24 protein-coding genes and 1 pseudogene are annotated in these 22,819 nt (G+C 24.0%); 19 read left to right on the forward strand and 6 right to left on the reverse strand.

Annotated elements, in window-relative coordinates; genetic code table 4:
• Positions 1-22 precede the first annotated feature (22 nt).
• The 11 genes from tmk (at position 23) to AACL02_RS00110 (ending at position 13,867) form a co-directional block, all read left to right on the forward strand.
• Positions 23-697 (forward strand): dTMP kinase, encoded by a 675-nt coding sequence (tmk, locus tag AACL02_RS00060; RefSeq protein ID WP_339041935.1) that lies wholly within the window; start codon positions 23-25, stop codon positions 695-697.
• Positions 698-746: 49 nt separating this feature from the next.
• Positions 747-1,649, forward strand: a complete 903-nt coding sequence (locus AACL02_RS00065; protein ID WP_339043439.1) for a hypothetical protein — start codon at positions 747-749, stop codon at positions 1,647-1,649.
• A 3-nt stretch (positions 1,650-1,652) separates the two neighbouring features.
• Complete coding sequence (locus AACL02_RS00070; protein ID WP_339041937.1) at positions 1,653-2,381, forward strand: tRNA1(Val) (adenine(37)-N6)-methyltransferase; 729 nt, start codon at positions 1,653-1,655, stop codon at positions 2,379-2,381.
• Positions 2,382-2,413: 32 nt separating this feature from the next.
• Positions 2,414-3,703 carry a tRNA lysidine(34) synthetase TilS gene (gene tilS / locus AACL02_RS00075; RefSeq protein WP_339041939.1) on the forward strand — a complete coding sequence of 430 codons (1,290 nt, stop codon included), beginning with the start codon at positions 2,414-2,416 and terminating at the stop codon, positions 3,701-3,703.
• A gap of 37 nt (positions 3,704-3,740) precedes the next feature.
• The gene (ftsH, locus tag AACL02_RS00080) at positions 3,741-5,762 is read left to right on the forward strand and encodes an ATP-dependent zinc metalloprotease FtsH (RefSeq protein WP_339041941.1); all 2,022 of its coding nucleotides are present in this window, start codon (positions 3,741-3,743) and stop codon (positions 5,760-5,762) included.
• A 127-nt stretch (positions 5,763-5,889) separates the two neighbouring features.
• Positions 5,890-6,465, forward strand: coding sequence for a hypoxanthine phosphoribosyltransferase (hpt, locus tag AACL02_RS00085; RefSeq protein WP_339041943.1), 576 nt, complete (start codon positions 5,890-5,892; stop codon positions 6,463-6,465).
• Positions 6,466-6,602: 137 nt separating this feature from the next.
• Positions 6,603-9,830, forward strand: coding sequence for an ABC transporter permease (locus AACL02_RS00090; protein ID WP_339041945.1), 3,228 nt, complete (start codon positions 6,603-6,605; stop codon positions 9,828-9,830).
• A 96-nt stretch (positions 9,831-9,926) separates the two neighbouring features.
• Positions 9,927-10,940, forward strand: coding sequence for an ABC transporter ATP-binding protein (locus tag AACL02_RS00095; RefSeq protein WP_339041947.1), 1,014 nt, complete (start codon positions 9,927-9,929; stop codon positions 10,938-10,940).
• A 65-nt stretch (positions 10,941-11,005) separates the two neighbouring features.
• Entirely contained in the window at positions 11,006-11,392 is a 387-nt protein-coding gene (locus tag AACL02_RS00100) for a GNAT family N-acetyltransferase (RefSeq protein ID WP_339041949.1), read from the forward strand.
• A 375-nt stretch (positions 11,393-11,767) separates the two neighbouring features.
• Positions 11,768-13,387 (forward strand): lysine--tRNA ligase, encoded by a 1,620-nt coding sequence (lysS, locus tag AACL02_RS00105; protein WP_339041951.1) that lies wholly within the window; start codon positions 11,768-11,770, stop codon positions 13,385-13,387.
• Positions 13,388-13,618: 231 nt separating this feature from the next.
• Positions 13,619-13,867, forward strand: coding sequence for a hypothetical protein (locus AACL02_RS00110; protein WP_339041953.1), 249 nt, complete (start codon positions 13,619-13,621; stop codon positions 13,865-13,867).
• Positions 13,868-13,920: 53 nt separating this feature from the next.
• Here AACL02_RS00110 and AACL02_RS00115 read toward each other — a convergent pair whose 3' ends face one another.
• Complete coding sequence (locus AACL02_RS00115; RefSeq protein ID WP_339040707.1) at positions 13,921-14,613, reverse strand: IS1595 family transposase; 693 nt, start codon at positions 14,611-14,613, stop codon at positions 13,921-13,923.
• A gap of 147 nt (positions 14,614-14,760) precedes the next feature.
• On the opposite strand from AACL02_RS00115, the gene AACL02_RS00120 reads away from it, so the two are divergent.
• On the forward strand, positions 14,761-15,111 hold the full coding sequence (locus tag AACL02_RS00120; RefSeq protein WP_339041955.1) for a hypothetical protein: 351 nt from the start codon (positions 14,761-14,763) through the stop codon (positions 15,109-15,111).
• Positions 15,112-15,151: 40 nt separating this feature from the next.
• Here the strand turns inward: AACL02_RS00120 and AACL02_RS00125 are convergent, their stop codons facing one another.
• Complete coding sequence (locus AACL02_RS00125; protein ID WP_339043441.1) at positions 15,152-15,967, reverse strand: IS1595 family transposase; 816 nt, start codon at positions 15,965-15,967, stop codon at positions 15,152-15,154.
• A gap of 217 nt (positions 15,968-16,184) precedes the next feature.
• Here AACL02_RS00125 and AACL02_RS00130 point away from each other — a divergent pair, with 217 nt between their 5' ends.
• A complete protein-coding gene (locus AACL02_RS00130) occupies positions 16,185-17,120 on the forward strand; it encodes a hypothetical protein (RefSeq protein WP_339041957.1) in 936 nt (311 codons plus the stop codon).
• 338 nt (positions 17,121-17,458) lie between these two features.
• Positions 17,459-17,761, forward strand: a complete 303-nt coding sequence (locus tag AACL02_RS00135) for a hypothetical protein (protein ID WP_339041959.1) — start codon at positions 17,459-17,461, stop codon at positions 17,759-17,761.
• Between the two features lie 2 nt (positions 17,762-17,763).
• Here the strand turns inward: AACL02_RS00135 and AACL02_RS00140 are convergent.
• Positions 17,764-18,027 (reverse strand): annotated as a pseudogene (locus tag AACL02_RS00140) (transposase); the annotation flags it as partial.
• A gap of 36 nt (positions 18,028-18,063) precedes the next feature.
• On the opposite strand from AACL02_RS00140, the gene AACL02_RS00145 reads away from it, so the two are divergent.
• Entirely contained in the window at positions 18,064-18,885 is an 822-nt protein-coding gene (locus AACL02_RS00145) for an IS1595 family transposase (protein WP_281747836.1), read from the forward strand.
• Positions 18,886-18,938: 53 nt separating this feature from the next.
• On the opposite strand, the gene AACL02_RS00150 is transcribed toward AACL02_RS00145, so the two are convergent.
• Complete coding sequence (locus AACL02_RS00150; RefSeq protein WP_339041961.1) at positions 18,939-19,511, reverse strand: DDE-type integrase/transposase/recombinase; 573 nt, start codon at positions 19,509-19,511, stop codon at positions 18,939-18,941.
• A gap of 128 nt (positions 19,512-19,639) precedes the next feature.
• The gene (locus AACL02_RS00155; RefSeq protein ID WP_339041963.1) at positions 19,640-19,831 is read right to left on the reverse strand and encodes a transposase; all 192 of its coding nucleotides are present in this window, start codon (positions 19,829-19,831) and stop codon (positions 19,640-19,642) included.
• A gap of 192 nt (positions 19,832-20,023) precedes the next feature.
• Here AACL02_RS00155 and AACL02_RS12385 point away from each other — a divergent pair, with 192 nt between their 5' ends.
• Positions 20,024-20,185, forward strand: coding sequence for an ankyrin repeat domain-containing protein (locus tag AACL02_RS12385; protein ID WP_338975659.1), 162 nt, complete (start codon positions 20,024-20,026; stop codon positions 20,183-20,185).
• Between the two features lie 57 nt (positions 20,186-20,242).
• Here the strand turns inward: AACL02_RS12385 and AACL02_RS00160 are convergent, their stop codons facing one another.
• Entirely contained in the window at positions 20,243-20,395 is a 153-nt protein-coding gene (locus AACL02_RS00160; RefSeq protein ID WP_339041965.1) for a hypothetical protein, read from the reverse strand.
• An 11-nt stretch (positions 20,396-20,406) separates the two neighbouring features.
• Between AACL02_RS00160 and AACL02_RS00165 the strand changes: the two genes are divergently transcribed.
• The 3 genes from AACL02_RS00165 (at position 20,407) to AACL02_RS00175 (ending at position 22,816) form a co-directional block, all read left to right on the forward strand.
• On the forward strand, positions 20,407-21,162 hold the full coding sequence (locus AACL02_RS00165; protein WP_339041967.1) for an IS1595 family transposase: 756 nt from the start codon (positions 20,407-20,409) through the stop codon (positions 21,160-21,162).
• A gap of 431 nt (positions 21,163-21,593) precedes the next feature.
• Positions 21,594-22,343 carry a hypothetical protein gene (locus AACL02_RS00170; protein WP_339041969.1) on the forward strand — a complete coding sequence of 250 codons (750 nt, stop codon included), beginning with the start codon at positions 21,594-21,596 and terminating at the stop codon, positions 22,341-22,343.
• Entirely contained in the window at positions 22,343-22,816 is a 474-nt protein-coding gene (locus tag AACL02_RS00175) for a 23S rRNA (pseudouridine(1915)-N(3))-methyltransferase RlmH (protein WP_339041971.1), read from the forward strand. Before AACL02_RS00170 ends, AACL02_RS00175 begins: the two co-directional genes overlap by 1 nt.
• The last annotated feature ends 3 nt before the right edge of the window (positions 22,817-22,819 follow it).

A 22,819-nucleotide genomic window follows, 5' to 3' on the forward strand; every position in this document is an offset into this window, starting at 1 on the left:
TAGCATAGAAAGAGGTAGAAAAATGTTATTTATTACCTTTGAAGGGTCAGAAGGTGCAGGTAAAACTACAGTTTTAAAAATGATTAAAGAACAATTAAAACAAGATGGTTTTGATGTTATTATTACGAGAGAACCAGGTGGTAGCGAAATTTCTGAACAGATAAGACAAGTTATTTTAAATAAAGAAAATACATTAATGGATCCATGAACAGAATTTTTGCTTTATATTGCAGCTAGAAGACAACATTTAATTGAAAAAATTCTGCCAAATAAAAACAGTAATAAAATCATTATTTCTGATCGTTTTTCTGACTCAACTTTAGCATATCAGGGTTATGCTAGAAATTTAGATATTGATAAAATAAATCTTATTCAAAAACTTATTTTTGAAGATTATCAACCTGATTTGACAGTTTTATTTGATATTAAAGCAGAAACAGGTTTACAACGAATTTTATTAAGAAAAGGTGAAAAATTAAATAGATTAGATGAAGAAACATTAGAATTTCATCAAAAAGTATATAATGGTTATAAAAAAATTGCTATTAGTAATCCAAATCGCGTTCATACAATAAATGCTAATTTATCAGAAAAAAAAGTTTTTAATAGTGTTTATGAACTAATCATAAATTTAGTTGAAGAAAAAGGTTTTAAAGAAAAAAAAATTAAAATTAGAGGATCTAATGAAGGAAAATAATGTAATTTTATTTGAAAATGAAGAATCAGAAAATTTTTCTATTTTTGCAATGGAAAATATTCCACAGGTAATTTTATTGTATTCGAAAAATAAAATATTAAATATAAATGTTAGTAATAAGTTAATAAAAAAAATTATTTGTAAAAATAATAATCAATTAAAAAAATGTACTGAAGAAAATATGTGTCAAAATTGTTTTAAAATTAAAACTAATAGTTATTTTGATTTTAAAAAATTTGATTTTAGTAAAAATAATATTATGAATAAAAATATTGTTTTAGAAATTATTAATGATTTTTCTAAAACTAATTTAGAAAAAGATGCTAGTAAAATTTATTTAATAAATCAAATTGAATTTTCTTCAATTTCAGCTTCAAATGTTATGCTTAAAACTTTAGAAGAATTATCTAAAAATATTTATGTAATTTTTACTACCACTAATATTAATCAAATACTCCCTACTATTAAATCTCGTTGTCAATTGATAAATTGTTCAAAAGAAAATGATATATTTGTTAGTAACAATTATGATGATGAACAATTATTAATATTAAAAATATTTTCAAATACTATTTTTTTGACAGATGAAAGTAGTAAACTTAAATTAAAAAAATATATTGAAATTATTAAACAATTTATTATTAATGATAATGATAAAAAGGTTAACAATCAACTTTTGAATAAAAAAATACTTAGTTTAAAAGAAGAAATTATTTACTTTTTTAGATTTTTTAATTTAGTAGTTTTTAATAAATTAACTTTTCTTTTATTTAAAAAGTATGATTTTAATAATTTTTTTATTGAAAGTTTAGTTAATTTATGAAAAAATAGTAATTTAAAAAATATAGCCTATATTTTAGAACAAATTTCATTTACAATTACCAAATTAAAATTTAATGTTAACTTAAATTTATTAATAAATTCTTTTCTTATTAAGGTAAGTGATAATTAAACTATGGAAAGTACAAAAAAAATTTTAATTTTAAATCAAGATGATAAAAAAATTAAACTTATTCAAAGAAAAGATATGTTTTGTGTTTCTTTAGATACTATTTTATTAAGTAATTTTATTAAAATAAAACCTAGTACTAAAACAATAATTGATTTTGGAACTAATAATGCTGTTATTCCAATAATTTTATCGGCAAAATTTCAAGGAAAAGTAATTGGTATTGAAATTCAAGAGCCAGCTGTTGAACTTGCTTTAGAAAATATAAAACTTAATGATTTAGAAAAAAGAATTGTCATTGTTCATGAAGACATAAAAATTTATGCTCAAAGAGAAAAAGAAAAAGTTGATTTAATTGTATGCAATCCACCTTTTTTTCCTTTATGTGATAAAAGCAAAGTAAAAGCACAACCTTTAAAAATTCCAGCAAGACATGAATTATATATTAATTTAGAGGAGATTATTGCTAGTGCAAGTAAATTATTAAAAGACAAAGGGCGATTGGTTATGATAAATAGTGTAGAAAGAATAAATGAAACATTACTTTTATTAAAAAAATATCAAATTACACCTAAAAAATTACAAATAGTTTATCCTAAAATTAATCAGGCTGCCAATGTTTTTTTAATTGAAGCAGGATTTTTAGCGAAAGAAGGAATGATTGTTTTGCCACCATTGATTTGTCATAATGAAAATAATACTTATATTGATGAAATAGCAAAGTGATATAAATAATCTTAATATAAGTGTAAGGTTAGGTGTTTAAAATGAATATTAATTGATTAAATAAACTTAATAAAAAAATAACTTACTTATTAGCTGTATCAGGTGGTCCAGATAGTATGTTTTTATTAGATAATTTAGTACGTAATGAGTTTAAAATTATTGTTTGTCATGTTAATTATCATAAACGTTGAAGTAGTAATGTTGATGAGCAAATTGTTCGAGAATATTGTACAAATAATAAAATAACTTTAGAAGTAAAAAATATTAAAGAAGAGGAATACAATAAAAAACAAAATTTTCAAAGTCAAGCACGTGTACTTAGATATGATTTTTTTAATGAAATTGCTCAAAAATATCAAGTTTATAATCTTGTTGTAGCACATCATATTTACGATTTACTTGAAACATATATTATTCAAAAACAACGCAAGGCAATAGTTTCTTATTATGGATTAAAATTTAAAACAACATATAAATCTTTATCGGTTTATCGTCCAATGTTAGAATTAAAAAAAGAAGATATTATTGACTATTTAACTTTGTATCATATTAAATATGGATTTGATGAAACAAATGAATTAATTATTTATGAAAGAAATCGAATTAGACAACAACAAATTAATAAACTTACTGATTTTGATATTAATTTAATGTTAAGTGAAATTAAAGAATTAAATAGTGAACAAGAATTACTGAAAGATGAACTTGAAGTAATTTATAATACTATTATTAATGATGATGTGCTTGCTATTAATGAGTTTAAAAAATATGAATTTAAATTACAACAAATGATTATCTATGAATTTTTAAGCCAATATGATGAAGAATTAGTTTTATCTTTAAAAAAGGCTAAAATTAAAGAAATAGTTAGAGTTTTAACTAAATCTAGTAAACCAAATATTACTATTTGTATTTCTGAAAATACTTGAGTTATTAAAGAATATAATTTTGCATATATTAGTGAAAAAAATGAACCAAAACAATTTAGTTATAAAATTTCTAAAATAAATAACTATAATTTTAAGGAAATTACTATTTATAAAACTGAACCAACAGGTGGTGAATTTCAAGCTTTATATATTAATAAATCAGATTTTCCATTAACAATTAGAACTAATAATGGTGAAGAAGAAATTGAGACACCATTTGGTACAAAAAAAATTAATCGTTTATTTATTGATAATAAAATTCCATATCGTGAACGTCTTATATGACCAGTAATCATAAATTCAAGCGGAAAAGTAGTGGCAATTCCAAAATTATCAGTAAATAAAAAAAATATTAGTGAGAAACCTAATTTGTATGTGCTAAAATATTATGGTATTATTTAAGAAAATAAATTAGAAATTAAACGTAGGTGAAAAAATAATGCATACGCGAATTAAAATTAATTGAATAATTGTTGCACTATTCGTTGCTTTTTTAGTATTTGTTGGAATTTTATTGTGATATTTTTTAAGAGGAAATGCTTTAACTTTAGATCAATTTCAATTAGAAACACTACTTAGAGATGGTAAACTCCCTGGCAATAGTAGTGACACTGTTAGCAAAATTGATGGAGTACAAGTTCAATTTTTTGATCATACTACTTATATTACAGGTTTTTTAGGAATTAATGGTAAGGTAAAACGATTTGAAGCGACAGTTTCTGGAACTGCTACAGGTGGTTTTTATCATGATGTTATTGAAAAATTATTCAGAAAAGATAAAGATGGTAAAGGCTTTGATATTAATCCCACAATTATTAGTGAATTAGTTCCCTTTTGAAAAACATTTTTAATTAGTATGTTTCCAATATTAGTATTAGTTGGTGGTTCATTTTGATTATTTTCTAAAATGAATAAAATGGGTGCCGGTGGTGGCATGAGTCCTTTTTCAATGGGAAAAAGTCGTGCTAAGATTAGAACATCAGATACTAGATTTACTGATGTTGCTGGTATTAAAGAAGAAAAATTGGAATTAGAAGAAGTTGTTCATTTTTTAAAGTTTCCACAAAAATATGCACAAATGGGTGCAAGAGTGCCAAAAGGAGTTCTTCTTGTAGGACCGCCTGGTACTGGTAAGACTTTATTAGCAAAAGCAGTTGCTGGTGAAGCAGGTGTTCCTTTCTTTTCAATTTCTGGTTCTGAATTTGAAGAAGTTTTTGTTGGAGTTGGAGCTTCAAGAATTAGAGAAATGTTTACTACTGCTAAAAAAAGTGCTCCTTGTATTATTTTTATTGATGAAATTGATGCAGTAGGAAGAAAACGTGCCTCAGCTTCAACTGCAACTAATGAACAAACTTTAAACCAATTATTAGTTGAAATGGATGGATTTGAAACTAACTTGGGAGTTATTATTATGGCTGCTACTAACCGTGCTGATGTACTTGATGAAGCGTTATTACGTCCAGGTAGATTTGATCGTCAAATTTCTTTAAGTTGACCTGATATTAAAGAACGTGAAGCAATTTTACGATTACATGCTCGTAATAAAAATATTTCGCCAAAAGTTAATTTTCAAAGAATAGCAGAGAGAACGCCAGGATTTAGTGGTGCACAATTAGAAAATGTATTAAATGAAGCAACGTTGTTAGCTGTTCGTCATAATAAAACAGTTATTGGTTTAGTAGAAATTGATGAAGCTATTGATAGAGTTGTTGGTGGACCTGCTAAAACTTCAAGAGTAATTACTGATATGGATAAAAAAATAGTATCATATCACGAAGCTGGACATGCTCTTATTGGTTTAAAACTAGAATATGCTTCTAAAGTTCAAAAAGTTACAATAATACCACGTGGACAAGCAGGTGGATATACTATTATGACTCCTAAAGAAGATACTATGTTTTATTCAAAAGTACATTTAAGAGCAACTATTACTGGTTATTTAGGTGGTCGCGCTTCAGAAGAGATTATGTTTGGTAATGCAAATATTACTACTGGTGCTCATGATGATTTAGAAAAAGCAACAAATATTGCCAGAAAAATGATAACTGAATATGGAATGTCATCTGAATTAGGATTAGTTCAATTTGAAAGTCCACGTAATGAGTATTCACCTTTTGCAGCAAATAAGTTTTCTGATGATATTGCATCTAAAATTGATGGAGAAATTAAAAAATTATTAGATGTTTGTTATATTGAAGCAGTAGCAACAATTAAAAAACATAAAGATACATTAGAGTTAATTGCTAAGTCATTAATGACTTTAGAAACAATTACTGCTGAACAAATAGAATATATTGATAAATATAATAAATTACCAATTGAAGTAATAGAAATGCAAAAAGAAATGCAAAAAAATAGTAAAAATCCTTCCAAAGAGGATAATGAATCAAATGATAAAAAGGAAGATAATAATTCAGGGACTGATGATGATACAATATCAGTTGTTCCTAAGAAGAAATAATTAAATTATTATAATAAAAAAACAAAACTTACTATTTTAATATTTTCGATAATGTGTAAGTTTTGTTTTATTTTCTTTTTTTATTTGGTAAATATAATATAAAAAGTAATAAGGAGAAAAAACAATGTTGGAAAAACATGAATTAGTAGAAAAAATATTATTAAGTACTGATGTAATCAATAATAAAATTATTGAACTTGCAAAATCAGTTAATAGTTATTATAAAGATAATAAAGAGCCCATTATTTTAGTAGGGATATTAAGAGGATGTTTACCTTTTTTATCACAATTTATGTTAAACCTTAAGATTGATTGTTTGGTTGATTTTATGTATGTAGAGTCATATTTAGGACAAACAAAGGCGGTAAATAAACCAAAAATAAGAATGGATGTTATTAATAATGTTAAGGGTCGTGACTTATTAATTGTTGAAGATATTATTGATTCAGGTAATTCGTTATTTAAAATTCTTGATCATTTACAAGAACTTGGAGCAAAATCGGTAAAAATAATTACTCTTTTAGATAAGAAATCTAAAAGAGTTGCTAAAATTGAAGCTGATTGATATGGATTTGAAGTTCCTGATCATTTTTTAGTAGGATATGGTCTTGATTATGATGAAAAATTGAGAAACTTACCTTATGTTGGTATTGCTGACCTTAATAAAATTGCAATTTTAGAAAAATGTAAAAAAAGTAGTTAAGTAAATAAGTTTAGAATTTAATAATAATATTAAAATTTTTATTTTTTAATATATTTCAAATATAATTAGCATTATTTTATTATGATAAAATTATAATATTAGCAGTTTTTAAGTTGTATAAGAATATTGGAGTTATAATGAGCAATCTTTTTGTTAATGTTTTAAGAGGAATCAAGAAAAGATTATTACAATATTTAGGTATTATAATACTATTAGTTATTGTAATTTCTACTCTTTCTGCACTTTATAGTACAGCATCAAGAGCTGAATCAGGTTTTTATACAGTATTAAACAATAGTGGTAAATATGACTATCTTATTAATTTACAATTATTAAATAATTATAAATATACTGCTACTGCAACATCAAGAATCCAAACAATTATCAAAAAACAATTTAAAGATCATCTGCAAAAGCAAGAAATTTATAAACAGATAGATGAAATTAAAGAAAATAATCTTAGAAATAATAGTTTTCCTATCCTTCCTTCGGGAGTAGATATTAATAAAGATTTTGAAAATTATTTGTTAAATTGAGGATTAAGTTATCAAGGAATACTATTTAATGATATTTTAGAAAACGAAGTTAAAAATGATGAAATTTATAATTTGCAACATTATGAACTTGCTAAATCATTTTTTAAAACTTTTGATTATGAAAACGTTAGTTCTCTTAAAAAAATTTATTATTCATTAGAAAATGGATTTTATACTTCAGAAAAAAGTGAATCTTTTGATTTTGCTCCAAAAAGAAATAATATTAATGAAGTTTATATTTCCGAAGGTATTAAGCCTATTAATCCATTAGAAATAGTAATCAATCCTGAATTTGCACGTATTAATAATATTAAATTAAATGATTATATAACAGTTATTGATAAAGTTGAAAAGTTAAAAGTTGTTGGCTTTGGTTATGCTTATTGGGGAATTACTGGTAGTCGTACTGCAACAAATCCTAATCCGACATCTGAAAATACAAGTCCTGTTTATATGTCAAATCAATGGTTTAATAATTTAATAAAAGACTGTACATTTAGAACTAATTTAAATAATATATTTTTATTAAAAGTTAACAATAACGATAACTATTTTGTTAGTAAGTTAGAAGAACTTTTAATTAAAACTTTTAGTTTTAGTTTTGGTTCAATTATTAGTAGTGATAGCGAAGATATTCGATCAGGACAAATTCTAGAGAGTTTTAAAATGGAAAATATAATGTTTACAGCAATTACTCTTGTAGTATTATTAGTTATTATTTTTATCATTATGTCATATGTTAGAAAAGAAATTGATTTACAAAAACCACAGATAGGATTATTAAAAGCCCTTGGTTATAGTAATTTTCAAATTGCTATTAGTTTTGTAATTTTAATATTTTTGATAACATTCATTTCTAGTATTATTGGTTTAGGTATTGGTCTAGGTTTACAAATATGATTTAATTCGTTAAATAACATTGGGTTTTTTATGCCATTACCAATACTATTTTTTAGTTGGATAGTATTTATTGTAAGTTTAATAATTATTCCTATTATTTTTATAGTAATTAGTTATATGCAATCGGAAACAAAATTACGCGTTAGTCCGTTATTATTAATTTATGATAGACCAAGTAATTCAAGTTCTAAACTAATTTCAGTTTTAAAATACCCCTTTCGTTATTGACCATTTAAAAAGCGTTTAGCAATTGCTTTCACTATAAAATCGGTTGGAAAACTATTTTTAGTATTTTTTACTTTTATTTTTGTTAGTTTTTTATTACTATTTCAAAGTTCAGCTACTGATTTATTTGATAATAAAATAAATAATTTATATGGATATTACAATAAAGATGTTAAATGAAATACATCAACTTCATCAATGTATACATATACTAATGATTCTAATTTAAGTATTGATAAGCAGGTTTTTGATTGAGTTTCAGAAAAAGATATTACGAAAGATAAAGAAACCGGTACTAATAAATATCATCAATGAATAGCTGATGATTTTCATATTGATAATGATAATAAAGCTAAAAAAATTGAAAGTATTATTAATAATAATAACTTTAAAAATTATTTTATGAATAGTGAAGAAATTAATATCCTTTATCAAAAAACTAAGAACAAATCTGATTGTGAAGATTTTATTAATCCAAAAAAGATAATACCTGAACCATTAATGAAAATTATTTGTCAAAATATTCATCAAATATTTAATTATATTTCAACAAATACAGGTATTAATCCAGAAATAAAACCGTTGCCTGGTATTAGTTTAGGTTTAAATATTTATAATAATAAGTATTATCCAACTATTGAAATAAATTTAAGACCTCCTAATGAATGAAAAGGAAATAATCAAGGTCGCATGCTTGCAAAAAAAATTAAAGCAATAGGACTTTATAATGATCCATATCAAGATTTAGTTTGAAAAAATTGATTTAACTTTAAAGAAGCAAAAAATCGTGATATTGATCCTATTTTTAATAATTCTCATAATTTACAATCACAAAAAGTTATTTATACTGATAATCAAGGACAAAATATAACAACTACAGCTTATATTTTACCAGCAGTTATTTCAAAAACATTATCAATTTTAAATGATTATAAAATTGATGATCACTTTTTAATGTTAGCAAGTTGATATAATTATACAATTCCAGTAATTTATCAAGTTAAAGGAATTATTGAAAATAATTTAGACAATTCGAATGTTTATATTAATCTTGATGATTTACGAACATCTATTGGATTAATAAAACCTTCCCCGTCAGAAGATCCAAAACCAATATCAGATTCTTTTAATCATTGATTATCTAAAGATAGCAATATTTTTCCATTAAATTATATAAATATTTTGCAACCATCTGCAGAATATACTAAAGAACAAATATTAGCAAAAAATTTAGAACCTATTAATAAAATACCTTTTATTAATGATTTAGTTAAAAGATTATTAGTTGAAATATTTGATGGAATTAGAACAATTATAAATATTACAAAAATTTTAACATTATTTGCTGTAGCTTTTGTATTGGTAATTATCGTTAATATGATTTTAGATAATAATTTATTAATTATTGCAATGATGAAATCTTTGGGTTATCGTGTAAATGAAATTAACAGATTGATTATTGGCTCCTATATTATTGCTTTATTGGTTGCTTTTATTTTAGGTACTATTATTTCTTATGTTGTGTGGAATATTATTACTTTAATTATTGGAACTAAAGCAGGCGTTGTTTTTAATGTGACTGCCAATCTAGTTACAATTTTATCTTGCTTTGGAATGGTATTTTTAATAATGGTTATTGGCTATGCTGTTGGGTTATATTTAATTAAATACAAACCAGTAACAGCTTTATTACAAGGAAGTTAAAATATTTTTTAAGTATTTCTATATAAATAAGGTAAAGTAATTGATAAAATGAGTGTGTTGTTTATAAAAGCATGGAATTAAAAAGGAGAAATGATTATGAAAAAAGATAATAAGGAAATTAAAAAAGATGATAAAGACATTGGAAGTAAACAAGTAACTAAAAATAAGTTAGAATCTAGTTTTACAAAGAAGTCAGTATCTAAAAATGAAGCTACAATACCACCAGTAACCCATAAATCTCATGATAAAGCAGAATCAAAGGAAGAAATAGAAGCTAATAAAGCCAAATTGCAAGCTTTTAAAGATAATCAAAAAGCAATTAAAAAATTAACAAAAACTCATTCAAAAGAAATTTTAGCAGGTAAAATTATATCAATGACTAATAATACTCCTGATACTCAAACTAATGTTATTGAATTATTTGATGTTAAAAAATCTTACTTAACTGGAGACTTAGAATATGAAGTATTAAAAAGAGTTAATTTAAAAATTAAATTAGGTGATTTTGTTGTTATCTTAGGACCATCGGGAAGTGGTAAGACAACATTATTAAATATTATTTCGGGATTGGATAAACCTAATACTGGTGATGTTTTTGTTGCGGGATACAATTTATCTTTATTAAAAGATAGTCATTTAACTAAATTTAGACGAGATAATGTTGGTTTTATTTTTCAACAATACAATTTATTAACTAACTTAACTGCTCGTGAAAATGCTGAAGTTGGTGAAAATCTTGCTAAAAATAAAAATATGAGTATTGATGATATTTTTCAAGTTATTGAAATGGATGAACATATGAATAAATTTCCAAGTCAATTATCAGGTGGGCAACAACAAAGAGTATCGATTGGTAGAGCACTAGCAAAAAATCCGACAATTTTATTTTGTGATGAGCCAACAGGAGCACTTGATGAGGAAATGGGGCGTAAGGTATTAGAGATTTTATTGGATGTTAATCGAGAATATAAAACATCAATTATTATGGTTACTCATAATCCTAACTTCCAATATGTTGCAAATACTGTTATTAACGTTAAAAATGGTAAAATTATTAGTGTAAAGAATAATGAAAAACCAATGAAACCAAGTGAAATAAATTGAAGTTAATATTATTAATTAAATAAACTAACAAATTGTTAATAGAAAAAATATCATAACAAAGGAGTAAAAATATGATATTTTTTGAAACCCCTAGATTAAAAATTAGATATTGAGAAGATAGTGATTTAGATGAACTTGTTTTATTAAATTATGATAAAGATGTCATGAAATATTTTCCTAGTACATTATCAAAAGATGATACAGAAAAATATTTTTCGAAAATTAAAAATAATTTAAATAATAATGGATTTGGTTTTTATGCTGTTGAATTTAAAAAAGATAATAAATTTATTGGCTTTATTGGCTTTAGCGAAGTTGATTTTATTGATGATTTTAGACCATGTATTGAAATTGGTTGACGTTTTAAAAAAAGTGTTTGAGGTCAAGGAATAGCAACAGAAGCAGCTAAAGAATGTTTAAAATATGCAAAAAAAATTAAAATTCACTGAAATTTATAGTTTTACTAGTATATTAAATATTAAATCAGAAAATGTAATGAAACGAATAGGTATGAAAAAAAAGAATCTTATCATCCAAAAATAAATAAAAGTGATATTTTAGCAAAACATGTTTTATACAAAATTAATATTTAGAAGGTAAAAAATGATTAATAAATTGTCTCTAATTTTTATAGATATCTATTAGTAGAAATATTTAAATTAAATTTTAGCCCTTATTATAAATATAAGGGTTTTATTATAAAATTTAAAATTAATTGTTGACAGTAGAATTTGGTATTGAAAATTGATATCATTATGTATAAACCTAAACAATCTTATTTAATTTAATTTTTTTATTTTAAATACTTATTTTAAATACAAAGGATGAAAACAATGAAAGAAACTAAACTTGAAATTAATGGACGTATTTTGACAGAGCAAGAAGCATTAAGATATCAAAAAATACAAGATTTATATAAACAAAATTATGATATTTATGGGCGTAATTGAGAAAGAAATTATAATTGTGAAACTTTAAATAGTGAATTTAGAAATAAAAATAAAGAAGAGTTAGCAAAATTTGTTGCTAATTTACCTAATGATCAAATTAAAATGGCGGGTAGATTAATGACAAAAAGAGAAATGGGAAAGGGTTCAATTTTTGCTCATTTGCAAGATCAAACAGGTAAATTTCAAATTTATTTAAAACCAGAATATATTAATCAAAAAAAATTTGAATGATTTGCAGAATATGCAGATTTAGGCGATTTTTTTGGTATTAAAGGTAAGGTTATGAAAACCAATAAAGGAGAACTAACAGTTCAAATCTATGATATTGTAATGTTATCAAAAGCACTTAGACCTTTACCAGATAAATTTCATGGTTTAACAGATATTGAAGAACGTTATCGACGAAGATATGTAGATTTAATTATGAATCAAGAAACTAAAAAGACATTTTTACAACGTACACAAATTATTAATGAATTAAGAAGTTTTTTAAATAATAAAGGTTATTTAGAAGTTGAAACACCTATTTTACAAGAAGTATATGGTGGTGCTGCCGCTAAACCTTTTATCACTCATCATAATACATTAAAAACCGATTTATATTTACGGATTGCTACTGAATTACATTTAAAAAGATTAATAGTTGGTGGTTTTGAAAAAGTTTATGAAATTGGTAGATTATTTCGTAATGAAGGTATGAGTAAAAAACATAATCCAGAATTTACAACTATTGAAATTTATGTTGCCTATCAAGATATGAAATATATGATGGATTTAACAGAGTCTTGTATAAAACATTTAATTAATACAGTGCATAATAAATTAATATTAGAATATGATGAAAATATATTAAATTTTGAAAAATCGTGAACAAAAATTAGTATGATTGATTCAATTAAAAAAGCTATGATCAAAGATGAAGAGTTTACTAAAATTTTCCAAGAAATTAGTGATATGATTTTAAAATATCATAATATTGAAGATGATAATATTAGAAATATTGAAAAAAATAAAACATTTAAACTTATATTAAAACTTGCAAAAAGTTATAAACTTCATATTCCAGATCATTATAATGGTACTGGTCATATTATTAATTTATTTTTTGAATCTTTTGTTGAAGAAACTTTAATTCAACCTACTTTTATTTTTGATTATCCAATTGAAATTTCACCACTTGCTAAATTAAATAAAAATAGTAAAGAGTTTACTGATCGTTTTGAATTATTTATTGCTGGTAGAGAATATGCAAATGCTTATTCGGAACTAAATGATTGTTTGCAACAATATAATCGTTTTGAAGAGCAAGTAAAAGAAAAAAATAGTGGTAATGATGAAGCAGCAACTATGGATTTAGACTTTGTTGAAGCATTGGAGTATGGTATGCCACCAACAGGTGGATTGGGAATTGGTATTGATCGTTTGGTCATGTTAATAACTGGCCAAAATAGTATTAAAGATGTATTATTATTTCCACATATGAAACCTAAAGCTGAAAAATAATTTTTGTGATAAATTTTTATTATATAAACATATAATAGTAATTTATCTTTTTTTAAAAAAAAGATAAATTAATTAGTTATAATTAAGATACTTCTTTAGATCTTTAGAATAAGGAGCTTTTTATTGTTATTAACACAAAAGATTGAAAAATATAAGTTTTCAAACCCATTGTTTTATTTAAAAACAATTGGTTTTTTTATTTTATAAATAAAATTTAGGAGAATAAGATTTATGCCTTGATTTAATGAATTAATAAAAAAATTTAGAAATTATCCTTTAACTTATGAAAATTTAGACGAAGTTGTTGAAACTTTTAAGAATTTTTTTAAAGAGTATAATGAAAAAGATAACTTTTTTTCTAATTCAGAAGATACTGATTTTGAAAACCCAAGTACATCAGCACCATTAACTCAATTAAAAGAAAATAAAAAAACTGATTTAGATAAATTAAGGCTTTTCTCCCTTTATGTACTATTTTAATTTTATCACATAAATGCTGAGAAAAGCCTATCTACGGACTTCTCCCCACATTTTTAAATCAAACATAGAATTACAGTTTCAAAACTAGGTATCTTGTTGAATTTATATGCAGCTTCTTTAGCATATAAATGAACATGATGTTTTGCAACTTTGATATGTGTTTTAAATGTTCTTCTTATATGTTTTCAAACTGATTCAATTTGGTTGGTATTTACACCAATTTTTGAAACATAGCCATCTTGATGGTTAACTGTTTCATGCTTAGTGAAAACTGATTTAAAATCGCAATATCCTTTTCAAGAATCAGTATATACAAGACATTTTGAAGAAATGTGGTTTTTTGCAAACTGCAAAAGATTTTTACTCTTTGCGTTTTTCAATACTTTCACAATTAAATTATTGGTTGTTTTTTGATAAATGCCAACAATCAAGGTTTTATTCACCAAGGATCTTCCTTGTTTTTTAAAACCCATATGTGAAAGATACATTTCATCAATTTGCACTGTACCTTCAACAATAAATTGAGGTTTTTGTTTTGCAATACGTGTTCTGATTTTATGAGTCATTCTTCAAGCAGTTTTCAAAGTCACTCCCAATTCTTTTGCAATATCTGTTGATGGAATTCCATGTTTGGTGTTTATTCATCTAAAGATAAGATAAAACCAAGATGTTAAAGATGTTTGTGACCTTGAAAATATGGTGCCTGTGAGAATGCTAAATGTTTGATTACATTTTAAACATCTCATTCTTTTTAAATCAGAATTATTCAAATTAAAATTAAAACACCTAATACATTTGTTTTCTTTCAAATTTGCTATATATGCAAGACATTGCTGTTCAGTTTGAAAAGCATTGTTGAATTCATTCAGTTTCATTATTCCCTCCACAAGTACATGTGGGGAGAAGTCCGTAAATTAATTAAAGAATTAAGAAATGATTTAAAATATAATTTTTTTTCTTATTTTTGAGAAAAAAAAGAAGATTTAAAATTAATTAAACAATTAGATTATTTTTTAATAGAACTTGATAGTAAAATTAAAGAACAAAATGAAAAATTATTATTCTTGGAAAAAAATAAAACATTAATTGAACAAAATAAAATTAATAAGGGTAGTCAAAATAGTACTGAGTTTACTGAAATCACAGATTATTTTAATCTTTTTAATTTTTTAAGTGAAACAATAAGTAATGATATTATTTTTGGCTTTTCTCCCTTTATGTACTATTTTAATTTTATCACATAAATGCTGAGAAAAGCCTATCTACGGACTTCTCCCCACATTTTTAAATCAAACATAGAATTACAGTTTCAAAACTAGGTATCTTGTTTAATTTATATGCAGCTTCTTTAGCATATAAATGAACATGATGTTTTGCAACTTTGATATGTGTTTTAAATGTTCTTCTTATATGTTTTCAAACTGATTCAATTTGGTTGGTATTTACACCAATTTTTGAAACATAGCCATCTTGATGGTTAACTGTTTCATGCTTAGTGAAAACTGATTTAAAATCGCAATATCCTTTTCAAGAATCAGTATATACAAGACATTTTGAAGAAATGTGGTTTTTTGCAAACTGCAAAAGATTTTTACTCTTTGCGTTTTTCAATACTTTCACAATTAAATTATTGGTTGTTTTTTGATAAATGCCAACAATCAAGGTTTTATTCACCAAGGATCTTCCTTGTTTTTTAAAACCCATATGTGAAAGATACATTTCATCAATTTGCACTGTACTTTCAACAATAAATTGAGGTTTTTGTTTTGCAATACGTGTTCTGATTTTATGAGTCATTCTTCAAGCAGTTTTCAAAGTCACTCCCAATTCTTTTGCAATATATGTTGATGGAATTCCATGTTTGGTGTTTATTCATCTAAAGATAAGATAAAACCAAGATGTTAAAGATGTTTGTGACCTTGAAAATATGGTGCCTGTGAGAATGCTAAATGTTTGATTACATTTTAAACATCTCATTCTTTTTAAATCAGAAGTATTCAAATTAAAATTAAAACACCTAATACATTTGTTTTCTTTCAAATTTGCTATATATGCAAGACATTGCTGTTCAGTTTGAAAAGCATTGTTGAATTCATTCAGTTTCATTATTCCCTCCACAAGTACATGTGGGGAGAAGTCCGTTATTTTTTTAAAAACAATAAATTTAAATATTTTTGAAAATAAAAAAGAGTTTTTAAAAAAAACACGAGAATTAAAAATAAAAATTGATAAAGAAATTCGTAGGCTATATCAAAAAAATGAGGAATTAGAAAATAAAAAAGAGAAAATTTTTGAAAATCTTTTTAAAGAAGAAGTTATGACTCAATTAATTTTATCTTTTTGAGCATTTATAATGAAAAGTGGAGATGAATATAAATTAATTTTAAATGAAGATAAAGATTTAAAAAGTAAATTTGATAAAAATTTTGTATTTTTCTTTGAATTAATAGATGACATATTTAACCGATATATTAAAAAAATTATTAAAAATGAAGAAAGAATATACAATGATATATTTGAAAAATATAATGATCGAGAAAAAGAATTAATAAGTGAACAAGAAGAAATTATTAAAACTAAAGATAAAGTGAAAGAAAGTATAGAATTATTTAAAAATGAATTAGAAGAAAAAAAAGAACAAATTAGAATGCATCAGAAAGAGATAGCAGAAAAAAGAAAACAAATTGAAAATTTAGAAAAACGAAAGAAAAATATAAAAATTAAAAAAATTACTTACTTGCAAGATTTAGAAGAAAATAAAAATAATATTGAAAATCAAATATTTATTCCAAATATTTCAGATGATAAAAAAGGAAAAAAACAATATTTAAAAGAAATAGATGTAGTGATTAAAAAAAAGAATAGTGATATTAAGAAAAAGAATGATTATATTGCGGAGTTACAAGATAATATTACAAGACATGATACTGAGTTAAGTATTAATAATAAAAAAATAAAAAAAATTGAGGATAAAATTAATAAAATTGAGTATTTTTTTAAGCAAAATAAACATACGATGATGTTTGAACTTAAAAAAATAAAAGAAAAATGAATTAAAAATATTAGTAAAGATCAAAAAATATTTATTAATTTCTTAAAAGAAGTTAATAAATTAGAAAATATAGAATTTATTAAGATTATTGAAAATTATTGAGAAGAAAATGCTGACAGTATTAAAAAATTTAATGAAAATTTTAACATTCAAAATAATTTAGAAAACATAAGAGAAGAAAAAGAAAAAATAGAAAATTAATTTAAAGATGATTTCACAACTTTAGAAATTAATTTTAAATTAAAAGAAAAAAAATAATAAAAAATGCAATTAGAGAAAAAAAGGAAAAAATTCAGGAGTCTTTAAGAACAATTAATCAATCAAAACTAGTAATTATTGAAATCCAAACCGAAATAAATCAAGAAAATGAGAAACCTAGTTGACAAGATCAAAAAATTGAAGAACAAAATAAAACAATTGAAAAACTAGAATTTCAAATAAATTATTTAGAAAAAAAATTAATTTCAATAAAGGAATTACATGAAGATGAAGTAAAAGATTTATCTACAACATTGGAAAATATTAGAGATTTTTTTGCAATGGAAATTAAAAAAACTACTGAAAATTGTGATAATTTAAAAAATAGTTTAAATAAAAAAAATTTAAAAAAAGAAGAACAAAAAATTAAAAATAAATTAAATGAAGAAGAAATAAAATTAACATCTTTAAATGAAGTATGAAAATTAATAAGTACTGAAATTCCAGAGTTACAGCAACCTTTATCAGAAGAATCAAAAAATGCAAGCAAACAAAAATGAGAGAATATGGGCTTAATAGAATCTCAATTACCTTTGGAAACAAAAGCAGAAATATTAAATACATGGAATGGCAACCCTTTTTAGGACTATTTTTTGGTAGACATTTGTTTTTGATAATTAACTGGAGTTAAGTAGTTTAAAGTGCCGTGAATTCTTATGTTGTTATATCAATTGATGTAATCAAATAATTCTAATTTTAATTGGATTAATGATGTAAAATTTTTATCATTAATAAATTCGGTTTTGAAAGTTTTAAAGGTTGCTTCAGCAACAGCGTTATCATAAGGACAACCTTTTTTGCTTAAAGAGCGATTAACATTTAATGCTAGTAAAAGTTTATCAATAATTTTACGGACTTCTCCCCACATGTACTTGTGGAGGGAATAATGAAACTGAATGAATTCAACAATGCTTTTCAAACTGAACAGCAATGTCTTGCATATATAGCAAATTTGAAAGAAAACAAATGTATTAGGTGTTTTAATTTTAATTTGAATACTTCTGATTTAAAAAGAATGAGATGTTTAAAATGTAATCAAACATTTAGCATTCTCACAGGCACCATATTTTCAAGGTCACAAACATCTTTAACATCTTGGTTTTATCTTATCTTTAGATGAATAAACACCAAACATGGAATTCCATCAACAGATATTGCAAAAGAATTGGGAGTGACTTTGAAAACTGCTTGAAGAATGACTCATAAAATCAGAACACGTATTGCAAAACAAAAACCTCAATTTATTGTTGAAGGTACAGTGCAAATTGATGAAATGTATCTTTCACATATGGGTTTTAAAAAACAAGGAAGATCCTTGGTGAATAAAACCTTGATTGTTGGCATTTATCAAAAAACAACCAATAATTTAATTGTGAAAGTATTGAAAAACGCAAAGAGTAAAAATCTTTTGCAGTTTGCAAAAAACCACATTTCTTCAAAATGTCTTGTATATACTGATTCTTGAAAAGGATATTGCGATTTTAAATCAGTTTTCACTAAGCATGAAACAGTTAACCATCAAGATGGCTATGTTTCAAAAATTGGTGTAAATACCAACCAAATTGAATCAGTTTGAAAACATATAAGAAGAACATTTAAAACACATATCAAAGTTGCAAAACATCATGTTCATTTATATGCTAAAGAAGCTGCATATAAATTCAACAAGATACCTAGTTTTGAAACTGTAATTCTATGTTTGATTTAAAAATGTGGGAAGAAGTCCGTAGATAGGCTTTTCTCAGCATTTATGTGATAAAATTAAAATAGTACATAAAGGGAGAAAAGCCTAATTTTATTATTAAATTCATTACCGCGATCACTATGAAATATTTGAATATCTTTTAAACAGCGATTTGAGTTCATAAATGCTTGATATACTAATGATGCATCTTTTTTAGTACCTACACTATGTCCAATTATTTCGCGGTTAAATAGGTCAATTAATAAACAAATATAGTTTCACTTACCATTTACTTGAACATAAGTTAAATCACTAACAATAACTTCATTTTTAACTCTATTATTAAAGTTTCTATTAACAAGATTGGTTATTTGACTATCATTGACTTTATTATGATAATTTTTGAATGATAATTTAGTGTATTTTGATATTAAATTATGTTTATTCATAATTTCTTTAATTTTTCGTCTTGATAAATAAATTTCTTGGTTTTCTAGAATGACTTTTAATCTTCTAGTACCATAAACTTCTTTATTTTCTTTAAAAGCACTAATAACAGCTTCATCATAAATATTATTTTTGATTTTATTTTCTTTTTTCTTTAAATTAAAATAATATGTTGATTTAGAGATTTTTAAAAAATGACACATTGTGCGAATTTTATATTTAACTTTATTTTTGACAATAATTTCTATTTTCTGCCTATTATTAGTGCTGCTTGCTTTAAAATATCATTTTCCATTCTTAATTGTTTTAATTCTTTTCTTAATTTAATTAATTAATTTTCTTCAACAGAACGATTATCTTTAGTTTTAAAACTACCTGAATTAGTAAATTGCTTAATTCAATTGTAAGTAGCTGCTCTTGTAACATTATATTCTTTAACAAGGCAAGATACTGATTTGCCACTTTGATATAAAGCTACTATTTGTTTTTTAAATTCATCGGTATATGAGTTAATATTGGCCATAATTATAGTTCCTTTCTTTGTTCACTTGTCTATGTAATTAGTGTCCAATAAAGTGTAACCCATCCAACAATTTAAACTAATAAGATTAAATTTATTATTGTATCAAGTTTAATTTATAGAAAGAGAAAAAAAGTACATTAGGAAAAAAGAGTATTTCTTAATAAGAAAAATGAAAAAATGATACAAGTCATTATGAATAATAACTTAGAAAAAGTTAAATTATTAGTTAGGAATGGTGTTAGTATAAATTATGTAATTAAAGATGATTTCACTATTTTGATGTTAACTATAAAAAATAATGATTTAGAGATAGTCAAGTATTTAATAGATAATAACGAAATCTTTATCAAGTAAATGAATATTGATATAATGCTTTAATGTTAGTCGTTTGAAATAATCATTTGGAAGTCTTTAATTTTTTTTAATGAAAAATACTAACGATATTTTAAATGAAGAAATTTTAGAATAAAATAACGAACTTCTCCCCACATGTACTTGTGGAGGGAATAATGAAACTGAATTAATTCAACAATGCTTTTCAAAATGAACAGCAATGTCTTGCATATATAGCAAATTTGAAAGAAAACAAATGTATTAGGTGTTTTAGTTTTAATTTGAATACTTCTGATTTAAAAAGAATGAGATGTTTAAAATGTAATCAAACATTTAGCATTCTCACAGGTACCATATTTTCAAGGTCACAAACATCTTTAACATCTTGGTTTTATCTTATCTTTAGATGAATAAACACCAAACATGGAATTCCATCAACAGATATTGCAAAAGAATTAGGAGTGACTTTGAAAACTGCTTGAAGAATGACTCATAAAATCAGAACACGTATTGCAAAACAAAAACCTCAATTTATTGTTGAAGGTACAGTGCAAATTGATGAAATGTATCTTTCACATATGGGTTTTAAAAAACAAGGAAGATCCTTGGTGAATAAAACCTTGATTGTTGGCATTTATCAAAAAACAACCAATAATTTAATTGTGAAAGTATTGAAAAACGCAAAGAGTAAAAATCTTTTGCAGTTTGCAAAAAACCACATTTCTTCAAAATGTCTTGTATATACTGATTCTTGAAAAGGATATTGCGATTTTAAATCAGTTTTCACTAAGCATGAAACAGTTAACCATCAAGATGGCTATGTTTCAAAAATTGGTGTAAATACCAACCAAATTGAATCAGTTTGAAAACATATAAGAAGAACATTTAAAACACATATCAAAGTTGCAAAACATCATGTTCATTTATATGCTAAAGAAGCTGCATATAAATTCAACAAGATACCTAGTTTTGAAACTGTAATTCTATGTTTGATTTAAAAATGTGGGGAGAAGTCCGTAGATAGGCTTTTCTCAGCATTTATGTGATAAAATTAAAATAGTACATAAAGGGAGAAAAGCCTAAAATAAAGACAAATTACCAACATATGAAGAAGCAATGAAATTTCAACAAAAAATTAATAAATCTGATCTTTTAAAGATGAAATAGATTTGCAAAAGCAATTATCAACGATAAAAATTTAATTCCTTTTATGATAATAATAATTTTATTAAAATAAACATTAATATTTTAATTTTAAAAAATGTATTTTTACCTATATGAATTTCCTTTGCTTTTTATAAAAAAATAAGTTACAATTCTTAGTGAATATTTAATTATTATTTAGTTTAAGGAGAATAACAATCAAATGCGTAAATTAATCACTTTATTTTCAACACTTAGTTTACTTTCTTCTTCTGTGAGTACTATTGTGGCTTGTGGTACTGGAGATGGTTCAAAGATTGAAACAAATTTTAAAAACGAGCCATCAAACAAAGATGTTGATCCGTTAGTTGATTATGTTTATAATAAATACTATCAATATGATACTAAACTTTTATATAAACCACTTACTGCATTTATGCAACTAGCAGCAGACAAAATTAGAATTGATCGTAATGCATTAGAAGTTACAGATGCTGCTAGGGATTTTTATAATAGTGATCAATATAAATCAGGTAATTATGAGAGTATTAATTATAATGTTAATAATGATCCAAATAAAGTAATGAATGAACCATTTAGTTGTAAAGATGCAAATGGAAGTCTTTTAGTTTTTGGTTTAACTGATAATGATATATCTAAACAGCAATATTATGGTTATTGATATGTTACATATGAAACAGCAACAGAAGCAGAAAATCCTTCAAAAGTTGCTAAAAATAGTATTGTTTCACCAAAAATTACTGACTTTAAAGATGATAAAAATAAAACCATTATTAAAAAAGGTTGAATTCACTTATTCTTTATAATGAAAGATTCAAAAATGAATAAAACTTTTAAAATTGATTTTAATATTCAAATTGATGTAAGTTTTAGTTTATGATTTGATAAAAATAAAAAAGAAATAGTTGTTATTAATCCAAATACTATTGATAAAGCTTTGGGTGATGTTGATTTTCGTAACCCAGATAAAGTGGTTCATGAAAGAATAAATAACATGACTTTTTCAGAATCATAATGATAAATATTAAAATTGTTTGTATTGGTCAGTTGTCACAAACATATTGAAAATCAGCTGCCAAAGATTATTTAGAACGAATTAAAAAACGAACTAATATTGAAACAAAAAATATTATCGAGTCTAAATTAAATTCAATTCCTAATAATATTAAAATTGAAACTAATAAAATCACTGAATACATATCAAAGAATAATGATTATCAATGATTTTTATTAGATTTATCATGACAATTAATAAGTAGCGAACAATTATCACAGATGATTAATAAAAATCAAATTTATCAACAAGGTAAAATTGGTTTTATTATTGGTGGTAGTAATGGTGTCGCACAAATATTAAAAGACAATATTAATTTAATTAAAATTTCCTTTGGTAAAATAACATTACCTCATCAATTATGTTATGTTGTTTTATTAGAGCAAATATATCGTTCATTACAAATACTTAATAATCAAAGTTATCATAAGTAGTAG

Origin of the sequence: Spiroplasma endosymbiont of Apeira syringaria, from assembly GCF_964020205.1 — a bacterium.
GTDB classification, from domain to species: Bacteria; Bacillota_I; Bacilli_A; order Mycoplasmatales; family VBWQ01; genus Spiroplasma_E; species Spiroplasma_E ixodetis_A.